This window comes from Streptomyces sp. NPDC104831, assembly GCF_055583025.1.
The window spans coordinates 33639-47069 of record NZ_JBVJOT010000059.1; the positions used below are offsets into that span (position 1 = coordinate 33639).

Consider the following 13431-nt stretch of genomic DNA (forward strand, 5'->3'; position numbering starts at 1 on the left):
CCGTGGCACTGACGGTGGTGTCCGGCACGGGACACACGTGGCGGCTCACCGAGCAGATCGGCAGTGGTTCCGAGGGGTTCGTGTACGGCGTCGACGACGCCCGCCCCCTCGTCGCGAAACTCGTCCCCGGCCCGCCCGACCCCGAGGCGTTCCGGCGCCGCGTGGCCCGGCTGGTGCGCCGCCGCCGTGAGCTCGGCACCGTCGGCCTGCTCTCCGGCACCCCCGTCCGGCTGGCCTGGCCGCTGGTCGCCGTGCACACGTCCGCCGGCCGGGCCGCGGACCGCGTCGACGGCTATGTGATGACCGACATGCGCCACGCCTACCAGCCGTTCAGCCACCTCCTGACCGTCACCACCCGCCGCCTGCCGGGGGCGACGTGGGCGACCGCCCTGCGCGCCGCTCTCGCCCTGTCCCGGCTGCTCGCCGAAGTGCACGCGGAGGACTACGTGGTGGGCGATCTCAAGCCGGACAACCTCTGGGTCGACGAGAAGGGCCGGGTCGGCCTCGCGGACATCGACTCCTGGCAGTTCAGGGACGGCCGCGAGCTGTTCCGGGGCCGGATGCGCACCCCCGGGTACACCGCCCCGGAGCGGCTCGGCGCCCCCGCCGGCACACCGCCGGACACCGCGTCCGACGCCTTCGCCCTGGCCGTCCTCGTCCACCAGCTCCTCGTGCCCGGTCTGCACCCCTTCGCCGGCCACCCCGCGGACGGCGGCGACTACCTGTCGTACGACGACAACGTGCGCCACGGCCGCTGCCGGCTCGTGGACCGCGCGTCGGTGCTGCTGCCCCGCTCCGTGCCGCCCGCCGACCTGCTGCCCCGACGGCTCGCCGCACTGTTCCGAACAGCCTTCGCGGGCACGCTTCCACGCCCCTCGGCGGCCGACTGGGCCGAGGCCCTCGCGGCCGAGCAGGTCCCCGGCCGGCTGCGGGTGTGCGCGCAGAACGACCGCCACGTCCACACCGTGGAGCGGCCGTGGTGTCCGTGGTGCGACCAGGCCGAGCGGGGCGTCGACAGCTACCCCGGTCACACGCGGGAGAAGACATGAACGCGGGACGAGACGGAATGAGCGCGGGACGGGACGGCACGGGGGCAGGCTCGGGGAGCGCGGGGACGGGGGCAGGCTCGGGGAGCCGGGGAACCCGTCTCTCCGTCGCCCGGACGCTGGACCGCTGCACGGTCCTCGGGCCCGGCAGCCGCGCGGTGATCTGGGTCCAGGGCTGCCCGCTGCGCTGCCCGGGCTGCGTGGCCGCGGAGACCCTGCCCTTCCAGGGCGGCACCAGCAGGTCCGTCGCCGAACTCGCCGACTGGCTCTGCGGCCTGGACGGCATCGAGGGCGTCACGTTCTCCGGCGGGGAGCCGTTCAGCCAGGCCCGGGCGCTCGCCGAACTGCTCGACGCGGTACGGGAGCGGCGCCCCGACTTCGGCGCGATGGCCTACTCCGGCTTCCGCCACGAGGCACTGCGGCGCGGCGGCCCGGACCGGCGCGCCCTGCTGGACCGGCTGGACCTGCTGGTCGACGGCCCCTACAGGGCGGCGCGGCACGGCAGCCTGCGCTGGCGCGGTTCGGACAACCAGCGGCTGATCCCGCTCACCGGCCGTTACCGGCAGGCACTGGCCGAGCCGGACACGACCGCCGGGATCGAACTGTCGGTGGAAGCCGACGGATCGCTCTCCTGGGCCGGGGTGCCGCCGGCCCCCGGCTTCCGGGAACGGCTCGAGGAACAGCTCGCGGCGCGGGGGTTCGTGCTGCGCACCGAGGCACGGAGGGAACGATGAGCGGATCACCGAAGTACAGCACCGTACGCGTCGGCGCTCGGTACGCCGAGCGGGAGGCGGCGGAACGCCGGCGGCGGGCCGAGGAGCGCCGGGCCAGGGAGCGCAGGCGAGCCGCCGACCGGGCCAGGGTGGCCCAGGAGGCGGCCGCCCGCCGGGAACGGGCCCGCGCCGAGGCCGAGCGGCGCCGCGACGAAGTCGCCCGGAAGGAAGCCGAGTCGGCGGCCCGGCGACGCGCCGAACTCGAAGCCGGGCGGGCACGGGCGCGGGCGGACCGGCTCGCGGCCGACGAGCGGGGCCTCGACGGGGTGCGGGAGCTGATCGCGCGGGCGCGGCGCGACGGGGCCCGGGCCGGGATCGGCGCCCTGGAGCGGCGGCTGGCCGAGCTGCGCGAGCGGGCCGCCCGCGGGGAGCCGCTCGGGGACGCGGTGGAGGAACTGCGGGGCCGGGTCGTGAGCCTGCGCCCGGAGGCTGCCGGGAGCCGTACGGACGACCCCGCCGCCGTACTGGCCGGACTGGAACACCGGCTGTCCGCCGTCGGCGGGCCGGACGGCGCAACCCTCGACGCGGAGGGACACCGCCACTGCACCGAACTGCTCGACCGGTTGCGCGCGGCCGCCGGCCAGGGCGGGCAGGTCCGCTTCGAAGCCCTGCTCGGCACCGTCGAGCACGCCCTCGCCCGGCACGCCGCCACGGTCGGCGAGGCACGGGAGGCCGTCGAGCGGGAGACCCGCGCGGCACGGGAGCGGGAGGCGGCCGAGGCGCGGGAGCGCGAGCGCGTCTCGGCCGCGCGGGCGGCCCTGGAGTCGGCCCTCGCGGAGGCGGCCGAGCGGCTCGACGTCGTACGCCCGGCGGCCCGGGACGTGGTGGACACGGCCGCCGAACTGGGCGACCAGGACCTCGCCGACGAGATCGGGGACGCCCTGCGGGCCGTCGCCGAGGCGCTGACCGCGCGCTCGGCGACCGAGGCCCTCGACGCGGTCGCCGCCCTGGAGGACAGGCTGCCCGACGCCGAGCGCCGGCTGGACGAGCTGGAGCTGGCCTACCAGAGGCGCCGGGACCTCGTGGCGGCGCTGCGGGACGCCATGACCGACGAGGGCTTCTCCTTCGACGGCGGTGAGGACCAGGGGGGCAGCTTCCGGCTGTACTTCGCCCGGCCGACCGGCGCGACGTACGAGACCACGATCGCCTCCGGCGACGACGGCGAGCCCGTGCTCGTCTACCACGTGGCCGACGAGCCGGACGTGACCCTGTACGCGGCCCGCGACGAGGCGGTGTGCGACACCACCGAGGCCCTGCTGGAGCGCGTGCACGAGGCGCTGGGCGGTGACGACGGCTTCATCCCGGGCGAGCTGACCTGGGACGGCAAACCGCCGGGCCGGCGCGCCAAGCCGCTTCCCCGCGAGACCTACCGGACGTGGACCAACCCGTGAGCACGGCCGACTTCACCAAGGGCGAGGACGGCGCCGGGCCCGTCACCGCCAACGGCATGATGCCCCTGTGGGCGGTCTCGCTCGGCTGGGAACTGCGGCGCGGCCGGCAGGTGATCCTCAACGGGCAGATCCGCGACCGCTGGTGGTTCGAGGACCGGCCCGCTTCCTTCCAGCGGCTGGTCGCCGGGGTGCTGGAGGCCCGTGGCGCCGATGTGGTGGGCTGGTGGGACCCGGTGGCCGGGCTCACCTTCCCGCTGCCGGACCACGCGCAGCGCTTCGCCCGGCTGGCGGCGGACGCGCCCCCGGCGACCGCCGGGGACGGCGGCGGGGACCCGTCCGCGGACGGCCGGCGCGGCGCTCCGTCCGACCGCGGGAGCCCGCCCGAGGGCGATCGTCACCGTGAGCGGGGCGACCACCGGGACGCGTCCGCGGACGGCCGGCGGCCACCCGACGCCCGCGGACGCCGCGGCGCCGAACGGGGGCGGGACCGGTCGGGCCTGCTCTCCCCGCGCCCGGCCGGACCCCCGCGCGCCTTCGAGGACGTGCTCGCCCTCGTGCACCGGATCGCCGCCTCGCCCGAGGCGGCCACGGCCTTCGTCTTCCAGGACGTCGACCACCACCTCCCGCCCGCCCAGCCCGAGTCCAACCTCGGCTACCTCCGGCTGCGCGCCGCGATGACGGCCGCCGTGACCCCGCGCGCGACCCTCGCGGTCCGCCGTCCGCACGCCCGCAACGCCGTCCTGTGCGCGGTCGGCGACGTGGGACGGCTGCCCGGCTGGTTCCACCAGGAGGACCCCCGGATCGCCACCTTGCACATCGGCCCCCCGGACCCGAGCGAGCGCCGCCTGTGGCTGACCTGGCTGCGCGACGAGTTCAACGGTGCCCAGGACGCCACCCGCCAGGACGTCGAGACCCTGGTCGGCGCGAGCGACGGCATGTCGGGCTGGGAGATCGAGGCCCTCGCCCGCACCTCGTGGCTGCGCGACGCGCCCCTGCAACGGCCGGACAAGCTCCTCGAACTGCACCGGCTCAACGTGAGCGTCGACCCGTGGACCCAGCTGGACCGGGAGACCGTGGCCCGCGCGGCCGATGTCCTGGGGGCCCGCGTGGTCGGCCAGACCAAGGCCGTCGACGCCGTGGCCGCCGCGCTCCAGGCCGCCTTCGTGGGCGTCGACTTCGGCGGCCTCGGCGGCACCCGCCCCCGGGGCGCCTTCTTCTTCGTCGGCCCGACCGGCGTCGGAAAAACCGAACTCGCCAAGTCCGTGGCCGAGTTGATGTTCGGCGACCAGAGCGCGTACGCACGCTTCGACATGAGCGAGTACCAGCAGGAACACGCGGCCGAACGGCTCGCGGGCGCCCCGCCCGGTTACATCGGCCACGAGCAGGGCGGCGAGTTGACCCGCCGGGTCCAGGAACGGCCCTTCAGCGTGCTGCTGTTCGACGAGATCGAGAAGGCGCATCCCCGGGTGCTGGACAAGTTCCTCCAGATCCTGGAGGACGGCCGCCTCACCGACGGCCGAGGGCAGACCGCCTACTTCTCCCAGTGCCTGATCATCTTCACCTCCAACACGGGCGCGGAGGCCGTCCAGGACCTGCTGGCCCGGGGCGGGGACGAAGTGCCGTACGCCGATCTGGAGGAGCACTTCACGCACGCCGTGGAGGAGAAGTTCCGCACGATCGGCCGGCCGGAGATCTACGGCCGGCTCAAGCCGGGCGTGGTCGTCTTCGACATGCTGCGCCGCGAACACGTCGTGAAGATCACCGACCGGCTGCTGGGCCAGCTCACGGACTCGGTCCGCGAACGCCACCAAGTCGAACTGGTCCCCGACGGAGAGACCCTGCACCCCTGGATCACCGCGCGGATGAGCGACCCGGAGCGCCAGGCGTACGGCGGCCGCCAGATCCGCAACGAACTGGAACCGCTGCGCACGGCCGTCGTCGCCCACTTCCTGGCCCGCCGTCCGGACCCGGGCAGCCGGCTGCGGCTCGGCGTCGGCGCCGATGGCACCCCATGGGTGAGGACCGAGGAAGGAAACGGCTGAACATGCTCGGCATCGCCAGCGGCCACGGCACCACCCGCATCGGCCGCATCGGCCCGGACGGGCGGCCGACCATGACCGTGACGGACCACACCGGCGCCGACCCGGCCACCGCACTGGCCGCGCTCCCCGCCGACGCCGCCGGGTCGGACGTGGTGCTCGGCCTGCCCGCGTCCGCCGGCCGCGAGGAAGAGGCCCGCCTGCGCGGCGCCGCCGAGGACGCGGGGCTCCGCGTCCGCGCGATCCTCCCGGCACCGATCGCGGTGGCCCTGCACTACGGCGCGATCGACGAGGGCGTGAACCGCACGCTCCTGGTGGTGGACCAGGTCGCGGCCACGGTCGACCTGACGCTCCTCGCCATCACCCCGGACCTGACGGCCCACATCGTCACCACCCGTACGGAACCGGCCGACGGCCACGCCCTCGCGGCGATAGCCCGGGAACTGACCGGGTCCGCCCCGGACGCCGTGCTCCTGTCCGGAGAGCTCTACACGACGCCCGCCCGCCGAGCGGACATCGAGGAACTGCCCGAGGCCCAGGGCCTGACGGTCCGCTGCGCGGACCCCGAACTCGCCGTCGTGCGCGGTCTGCTGCTCCGGGAGGACTTCGGGCTGCTCCGGGTGACCACCGGCCCGGCTCCGGCACGGCCCCGGTTCCCGCCGCCCCTGGCGGACCCGGATCCGCAGCCCTGGCAGCCCCTCCCGGAAGACCCCGACCCACGGGGCGAGCCGACCCGGAAGCACCCCCCGGGAACCGGCTCCGCCGCGTCCGGGGCGCCGCGGCGGCAGGAGGCCCCCGCCCAGGAGGAACGGGACACCCCCGACCTCCCCGCGCCCGCGCCGGCGGCACGACCGGACCTGGAGCCGGAACCGGACCTGGCACCCGAAACCGAACCGGCACCCGAACCGGCCGTGCCCCCCGCGTCCGCCACCGGGTCCGGCCCCGAGACCGCCCCCGCCCTGCGCGCCGTCCCGGTCACCCAGCTCCAGTACCTCCGCCGGGACGACCACCTCCTCGTCCTGTGGGCCTGGCCCGACACCGCCCTCACCGCACGCGTCCGCTGGCGCCGCGAGGACGCGACCGCGACGGGCGACGGCCCCCGCGAGGGCGACATCACCTGCCGGCGCCGTACCTACGAACACGACGGCGGCCTCGACCTCGCCCTCGGCCGGGGCGCGATCACGCTCACCGTCGAGGCACTCGTCGCCGACCCCGCCGTCGACACCGAGGGCGCCGCCGCGCTGCGGATCCCCGCCGAGCCCCCCGTCGTCACCTACGAACCGGTCCTGCGCCGCCGCCTCACCGGCGCCCGCGTCGCGACCATCACCCTCACCGCCCGGACCGGCTGCGACCTGCCCGCCCTGCGGGTCGTCCACGGCCTCGGCCGCTACCGCCCCACCAGCACCGCCGAGGGCACCGTCGTCCACGAGATCCCCGCGCAGCGGCTGCCCGCGGGAACGCCGCTCACCGTGGAATTCCCCTTCCCCGGCGCCAAGGGCCCCTCCTGGCTCGTCTGCTTCCCGGCGGGCGGCCCCGACACCGACCACGACCGCGACATCGACCTGCGCCCCACGGCGCTGCACCGGCTGCGAGTGACCTGAATGGCCAGACGTCTCACCTGCCCCTACTGCTACGAGACCTTCCCCCCGCGCGAGATCCGCTTCCGCTGCAACAGCCGGCTCAGCCGCACCCGCAAGCAGTGCCAGCGCCGGCGCGACCCGGTCCTCGACGAACGGTTCGGCCGGCGTCCCAGCCACGACGTGGGCCCGGACTTCGCCGCCGACGGCCGCAGGTCCACGGCGGTGTGCCCGGACTGCGACAACGAGACCACCTACCGGATCTGCCCGGTCTGTCACGTCGAACTCCCGCTGCAATTCGGCATGGTGGACAACCGGCTGATCGCGATGGTGGGCGCCCGGTCCTCCGGCAAGACGATCTACATGACGGTGCTGCTGCACGAGATGCGCAACCAGGTCGGCGAAGCCTACGGCGCCTCGCTGATGGGCCTGGACGACACCACCATGCGCCGCTACAGCTCGGAGTACGAGGAACGGCTCTACCGCGACCGGCAGATGTTCCCGCCCACACAGACCGCGACCACCAACGCCAACCGGGTCGAACCGCTGGTGTTCCGGTTCGGGCTGCGCCGCAGGAAACTCTTCGTCGAGCGGCCGCAGCACAGCGTGCTGTCCTTCTTCGACACCGCGGGCGAGGACTTCAACAGCCGGGAGAGCGTGGAACTGAACACCCGCTACCTGACCAACGCGGACGGCATCATCCTGCTGCTCGACCCGTTGCAGATGCCGGGCGCCCGGGACAACGCGGCCCCCGGCACGGCCCTGCCGGGCATGGACGGCATCGACCCGCCGATCAACGTGCTCAGCCGGGTGAGCGGCATGCTGCTGGCCGCGCGGGGCGGCAAGGCATCGAGGATCGACACCCCCCTCGCGGTGGTCTTCTCCAAGATGGACGCCTTCTGGCACCTGATGGAGAACGGCAGCCCGCTGCGGTCGCACGCCCCCGCCCGCGGCCGCTTCGACGTGGGCGACAGCCTCGACGTCCACGAGGAGGTGCGCCAGCTGCTCAAGAAGTGGGACGGCGTGCCCATCGACCAGGCCCTGGAGAACACCTTCGCGCGCTACCGCTACTTCGGGGTCTCCGCACTGGGCCGCAGCGCCACGCCCGAGGCCAGGGTCGCCGACACCGGCATCCAGCCCTACCGGGTCGCGGACCCGCTGCTGTGGCTGCTCAGCGAGTTCGGCGCGGTGCCCAAGGCGGGCCGCGGATGAGCGGTTTCCAGCAGCTCTACTACACCTCCTGCGAGCACGGCCTCAGCGGGTCCTCGGGATTCCAGTTCAACGCGGTCAGCGAACAGGTGTCGGCCGAGACCCGGCACCGGGTGGAGAGCCTGGCCGGGTACGAACCGCCCCGCTCCCTGGTCGAGTCGGACACCCCCGGACAACTGGCCCGCTGCCCGGTGAACCTCTGCCACACCCCGGGCGGCGGGGGCGGCGACACCACACTGTGCGTGCGGTACGTCGGCCGGGACTCGGCGCGCCGCTTCGGCAACTACTTCGCCCACGCCCTGCACACCGAGGGGGAGTTCACCCCGGACAGCGGCGGACTGCTCGCGATCGAGCTGTGGGACTCCCCGGCGTGGACCACCCGCGTGGCCGCTACGACCGAGATCCCGGAGCTGCCCGCGCCGCTGCCGCGCGGCCCGCTCACCCCCCGCTCCACACAGGCGTTCCTCCGCGCCCACCCGCACGCCGGCCAACTGCCCGCCCTGCTCTCGGCGGTGTTCACGGCGCTCGCGGAGGACGGCTCGGTCGTGGTCGTCGACGGCACCACGGACCGGATCGCCCACTGGTTCGCGGCCGTCTCCTACCTCCTGCCGCCACCGCTCGCCCACACCCTCTCCTTCGCCACCTACCTCCTGCGCCCCACCCGCAGCCGGCTGCACCTGATCGGCACGGTGCCCGAGGCGCACCCCGCCTTCGGCCCCGACGACGAGGAGTCGTACACCGTCTTCGACTTCTCCGCGGGCCGCTTCCCCGAGGTGGTGCCCACGCACCACCTGATCCGGCTGCTGACCCGGATCGGGGTCGGGTCGGTCCGCTCGGTGTGGTCCTGGACCGCCGAGTACACCCACGGCCGGGAACGGACACCCGGCGACTGGCACGCTCCGGTCGCGGCGGCCACGGCCGCGGGCGGCATCGACCTGACCGGAGCCGACGTCCGCGCGGTGCTCGACTGGCTGCCCGGCGCCGCTCACCTCGGGCCGCGCCGCGCGGCGGTGGCCGCCGACATCCACCGCAAGCACCGCGACCTGGACGACGACCAGCTCGCGACGCTGAGCGCGGCAGCCGAGGCGGGCGGCGACACCGCGCTGCACCAGGAGCTGGAGGGCAAGCTCCACCAGTCCCGGATCCGCGCCTACATGACCTGCTCGCCGGGCGCGCCGGGCCCCGTGCCGCTCACCCGTCCCGCCGAGCGGGAGCGGGCCACCGCCCTGTGGCGGCGGCTGCTCGAAGAGGCCGAGGGCAGCCGCCAGCGGGTACGGCTGCTGCTGTGGGCGGTGGGCGCGGGGCTCACCCCTTCGCCGGAGCTGCTCGCCACGCAGAGCCTGGAACTGGCCCGCGCCCTGCTCGCCACCTCCGCGGGCGCCGGCCTGCGCGAGGAGGCCGGCCGGCTCGCCCGGGACCTCCCGGAGTTCCGGGCCGCGCTGGCCACGGCGGTGCACGAGGCGCTGACCGGACGCGGTGGCCAAGAACAGCTGTTCTCCCAGTTCCCGGCCGTACTGCTCGGTGAACAGGACCTCGGCGGGCGGCCCCGGCTCCTGGAACACTACTGGCGGGCCCAGGCCGAGCGGGAACCCGGCCGCACGGTCGACCTGCTGTTCCGCATCCTCGCGGTGCGCGGCCAGAGCTCACCGGACGCGGAGCTGCTGCGGGGGCTGTGGCGACGGCCGTCGCCGGCCTGGACCCACCAGGAGGCGATCGAGATCGCCCGGCGGCTGCCGGCGGACGAGCCGGTGGACGAGTCGGTGGGGGAGTGGTTCGACCGGGCGGTGAAACAGGAGATCGACGACGAACGGGCCCTGCGGGACTGCCTGGTGCTCTGCGACACCCTCACCGCGCCCGGCCGTCACAGCCGGCTGCGGGCGGTCACCCGGGAGTGCGTGGACGTCACCCTCCGGCTGGACACGACCCTGCGCGAGGCCACCGAGGCCACCGAACTCGCCCGCGCCTTCCGGATCCCGCAGGCCGACGCGTGGTCGGCACCCCGCGCCCTGAAGCGCCACCGGCTGCTCCCGGCCATGCTCCGGCTGCCCGCCGATCCGGCCCGGCTGCGCACGCAGATCGGACAGTTCGGCTTCTCCCTCGCCGACAGCTACCTGCGCGCCGTGCTGCGGGCCGCCACGACCTCCGGCCGCATCGACGAGGTGTTGTTCAGCCATGTCACCGGGACGATCGCGGTCCACACCGAACGGACCGCGCTGCCGCAGGCCCACCGGGAGATCATCGAGACGCTGCGCCTGCACGTCGCCCGGCACTGGCGGCCCGAGGACCTCGACCGCCTGGCCCGGGGGCTGCGCCCCTACGACACCCGGCTCGCCGACCAGTACCAGCAGTGCGCCGAGAGCCGCCTGGGCCGCGTGAGGAAGTGGGGCCGCAAACTCACCCAGCGGCGGCCACCGGACGGCCCCCGACCGGAACGGAGGTGAGCTCGAGGTGGCGGAAGTCGTGATCTTCGTCCTCGTCCCCCTCGCCTACCTGGCCCTGCTCCTGCTCTCCCTGCCCCTGATCCCGGTGATCGCGAGCCTGCGCGGGATCGCCCTGGTCAGCGAACTCCTGTGGCACTACTGCCGGTTGCTCGACGGCGTGCTGCGCCGGCGCACCCCCGAGTTCGTGACCGTCCCGCCGTTCCGGGCCGCCGACGAACTGGCCCACCGCAATTACTTCTTCGGCCCGGCCACCCGCGACCTGCGCCAACTCCTCACCCAGGGACGGCGGCTGTACGTCCGCACCGTCACCGACGCCCACCGCCAGGTGACCGCCCGCCAGTTCACGGCCCCCACCGTGCACCGGGCCTTCTCGGTGCCGTACGGCCTGACCCTCCACCTGGGCCTCGGCCTGGGCGCCGGCGTCGCGGCGCCGCTGCTGGGCGCGCTGCTCGGCGCGCAGGCGCTCGGCGTGGCCCTGCTGATGGCCGGCGCCCGGCTCACCGCGCTCGTCCTGCGGGCCGTCGACCGCGCCGGGATGCTGCTGCGCGGGCTGCCGAGGGGGATGCTGTGCCCGAGCTGCTTCGAACGCGTCCCCTATCCGGCGTACGACTGCCCGCGCCCGACGTGCCGCCGCCGCCATGCCGACATCCGCCCGGGCACCTTCGGCCTCTTCCGGCGCCGGTGCGCCTGCGGCGAGCGGATACCGACCCTGCTGATGCTGATGAGCCGGGACGCCCGGCTCGGCGGCCACTGCGTGCACGAACACTGCGGCAGGCCGATGAACCCGGACGCCGGGCACATGCCCGAGCTGATCCTGCCGTTGATCGGCGGCCGGGCCGCGGGCAAGACACAGCTGATGGCGGCGATGGTCAAGTCACTGGAGAACGCGGCGGAGGACGGCGGCCCGGCGATCCGGCTCGCCGACCCCGAGTCGAGCGCCAACCAGCGGGTGCTCAACGAGGTGCTGGAGATCCAGGGGCACACCCGCCCCACCCAGAAGACGCTGCCCCGCGCTCACTCGTTCGTGCGCGGCACCGGTCGCGCCGAGCGGCTGGTGCACGTCTTCGACACGGCCGGTGAACGGTTCGTCAACCGGGAGGAGACCGACGCGCTGCGCTACGTCCGCGAGGCCCGCACCTTCGTCTTCGTCCTGGACCCGATGGCCGTCGACGCCTTCTGGACCCGCCTCGATCCGGCGGGCCCTGAGGTGGACCGCACGCTGGCCTCGACGGTCGACCCCGAGGACGTGTTCTCGCGCTCGGTGCAGACCGTACGCACCATGGGCACCCGCCTGGACAAGGCCCGGCTCGCCGTCGCCATCAGCAAGCGGGACCTGCTGGCCGGGCAGCCCACCCTGCTGCCCGACCGCCCGGACAGCAGCGACTCCGCCCGTGCGTGGCTGTGCGAGGGGCTGGGGCTGCGGAACCTGGTGGAGACCATGGACCTGGAGTTCGGTGAGGTCCGGTACTTCTGCACCGCGGCGGTGGCGGACGGCGCGGGACGGGTGGATCCCAGCGTCGCGGAGTTCACCGAGTGGTGTCTGAGCGAGTGAGCGCGCCGTGGCGCGGGGCGCAGGACCGGGCCGGCTCGTACAGCGACCGGTCCGGTCCCTCGGCGCGGTCGGCCACGGCAGGCCGGGCGCGGGCCGACCGGGCAGGACCGGCGGGGGCGCGACGGGCCGAGCCATGCCCTTGCCGTGTTCCATCGTCATCTCATCGACCGCTGCCAAGTTCCCGAGGCGAAAACACCACACACGGAGGATCGCATGCGAATGCACAACGACGGCTTCACCGGCGACATCAACTACCCCGACGACTTCGACATGGACCACCACGACGACGGCGCCAACGAGCAGTGGTACAACGGCGCCTGGTACCCGGCCTCCTGGTGACCGAGGAGTCGAACATGATCAGACGACTGTGCGTTCTGATGCTCAGCCTCACGGTCCTGTGGGCCGCGGGCACCGGCGCCGCCCGGGCCGAGCCCGTCAAGCGCGTCCACAACGGGATGCAGATCCTCTTCAGCCCGTCGTCACCGTTGGTCTTCTGCACGATCGGCGCGGTGGGCACCGACAGGTACGGCCACCGGATCGCCATCTCGGCCGGTCACTGCCTCAGGGACCAGGACGGCACCTACGCGGACCGCGAGATCCACGACGACATCGCACCCGTCTACGACCGGGCGGACACCGGATTCGGCCCCATCGGACACGTGCGCTACTTCAAGGACCCCGAGGGTTCCCAGACGGGGCACATGACCAAGGACTACATGATCATCGAGCTGGTCCCCCAGGTGACCCCCTCCTCGCAGGGCCCCTATCTGAAGCAGACCGGCGAGGTCCGGGTCCCCGGGGGAACCGCCAGCCCGAACGCCCCGAGCCCCGCGCTCGACACCGAGCGGCTGCTCGCGCCCCGAGACAACGAACTGGTCGTGTCGGGGCAGACGGGCGTGTGGTTCGGGACCATCACGGACAACATCGGAGGCATCTACCGGTCGGCAGCCGTGAACCGGCCGGGCGATTCGGGGGGACCGGCGGTCTGGCACGTACCGGGCAGCGAACTGCCGTCCCAGGGCAACGGCTTCCAGGCCGAGGGCCCCTGGGCCGGGATCACCAAGGCGATCACCCTGTCCCTGCCGCCGTTCGAATACACCAGCTCGGCCAACATCCTGGCCGACTTGCGGGCCAGGGACGCGGCCGCACCCGCCGGCGTGTTCGGCGCGGGCTTCGAGGTGACCACCAACCCGTGAGGCGGGCCGCCGGCCCGCAACGGGTACAGCCCGGCACCGGCGCCGGCCGCCCCCCCGCGTCCGTTCCGTCGTCGCGCCTCACCCACCGGTCCCGGGCGATCCCGCTCACCGGCGCGGGGGGGGGGGGGGGGGGGGGGGGGGGGGGGGGGGGGGGGGGGGGGGGGGGGGGGGGGGGGGGGGGGGGGGGGGGGGGGGGGGGGGGGGGGG

The 13431-nt window shown here is 74.6% G+C and carries 9 protein-coding genes and 1 pseudogene; all 10 read left to right on the forward strand.

All coding sequences use genetic code 11. The features are described 5' to 3' along the window. Positions 1 to 2 precede the first annotated feature (2 nt). Positions 3 to 1049, forward strand: a complete 1047-nt coding sequence (locus ACZ63H_RS31470) for a protein kinase domain-containing protein (protein WP_469870927.1) — start codon at positions 3 to 5, stop codon at positions 1047 to 1049. Next, positions 1046 to 1780, forward strand: a complete 735-nt coding sequence (locus ACZ63H_RS31475) for a 4Fe-4S single cluster domain-containing protein (RefSeq protein ID WP_469870929.1) — start codon at positions 1046 to 1048, stop codon at positions 1778 to 1780. The genes ACZ63H_RS31470 and ACZ63H_RS31475 overlap by 4 nt, the downstream gene beginning before the upstream one ends. Further along, positions 1777 to 3210: a hypothetical protein gene (locus ACZ63H_RS31480; RefSeq protein ID WP_469870931.1), complete on the forward strand. Its 1434-nt coding sequence runs from the start codon at positions 1777 to 1779 to the stop codon at positions 3208 to 3210. The genes ACZ63H_RS31475 and ACZ63H_RS31480 overlap by 4 nt, the downstream gene beginning before the upstream one ends. Continuing rightward, entirely contained in the window at positions 3207 to 5252 is a 2046-nt protein-coding gene (locus ACZ63H_RS31485; RefSeq protein WP_469870932.1) for an AAA family ATPase, read from the forward strand. The genes ACZ63H_RS31480 and ACZ63H_RS31485 overlap by 4 nt, the downstream gene beginning before the upstream one ends. Positions 5253 to 5254: 2 nt before the next feature. Beyond that, the gene (locus ACZ63H_RS31490) at positions 5255 to 6850 is read left to right on the forward strand and encodes a hypothetical protein (RefSeq protein WP_469870934.1); all 1596 of its coding nucleotides are present in this window, start codon (positions 5255 to 5257) and stop codon (positions 6848 to 6850) included. Beyond that, positions 6851 to 8038 carry a TRAFAC clade GTPase domain-containing protein gene (locus ACZ63H_RS31495; protein ID WP_469870936.1) on the forward strand — a complete coding sequence of 396 codons (1188 nt, stop codon included), beginning with the start codon at positions 6851 to 6853 and terminating at the stop codon, positions 8036 to 8038. Next, a complete protein-coding gene (locus tag ACZ63H_RS31500) occupies positions 8035 to 10476 on the forward strand; it encodes a GTPase-associated protein 1-related protein (protein ID WP_469870938.1) in 2442 nt (813 codons plus the stop codon). Before ACZ63H_RS31495 ends, ACZ63H_RS31500 begins: the two co-directional genes overlap by 4 nt. Positions 10477 to 10483: 7 nt before the next feature. Then, entirely contained in the window at positions 10484 to 12028 is a 1545-nt protein-coding gene (locus tag ACZ63H_RS31505; protein WP_469870940.1) for a TRAFAC clade GTPase domain-containing protein, read from the forward strand. 249 nt (positions 12029 to 12277) lie between these two features. Further along, positions 12278 to 12367 (forward strand): annotated as a pseudogene (locus ACZ63H_RS31510) (cutinase family protein); the annotation flags it as partial. A 14-nt stretch (positions 12368 to 12381) separates the two neighbouring features. Next, positions 12382 to 13224 (forward strand): chymotrypsin family serine protease, encoded by an 843-nt coding sequence (locus ACZ63H_RS31515; protein ID WP_469870942.1) that lies wholly within the window; start codon positions 12382 to 12384, stop codon positions 13222 to 13224. Positions 13225 to 13431: the final 207 nt, after the last annotated feature.

Excerpts from the sequence above, each read along its gene's own strand:
- ACZ63H_RS31475 (WP_469870929.1), top strand. The coding sequence starts at position 1,046 with ATGAACGCGGGACGAGACGGAATGAGCGCGGGACGGGACGGCACGGGG.
- ACZ63H_RS31480 (WP_469870931.1), top strand. The coding sequence starts at position 1,777 with ATGAGCGGATCACCGAAGTACAGCACCGTACGCGTCGGCGCTCGGTAC.
- ACZ63H_RS31490 (WP_469870934.1), top strand. The coding sequence starts at position 5,255 with ATGCTCGGCATCGCCAGCGGCCACGGCACCACCCGCATCGGCCGCATC.
- ACZ63H_RS31495 (WP_469870936.1), top strand. The coding sequence starts at position 6,851 with ATGGCCAGACGTCTCACCTGCCCCTACTGCTACGAGACCTTCCCCCCG.
- ACZ63H_RS31500 (WP_469870938.1), top strand. The coding sequence starts at position 8,035 with ATGAGCGGTTTCCAGCAGCTCTACTACACCTCCTGCGAGCACGGCCTC.
- ACZ63H_RS31515 (WP_469870942.1), top strand. The coding sequence starts at position 12,382 with ATGATCAGACGACTGTGCGTTCTGATGCTCAGCCTCACGGTCCTGTGG.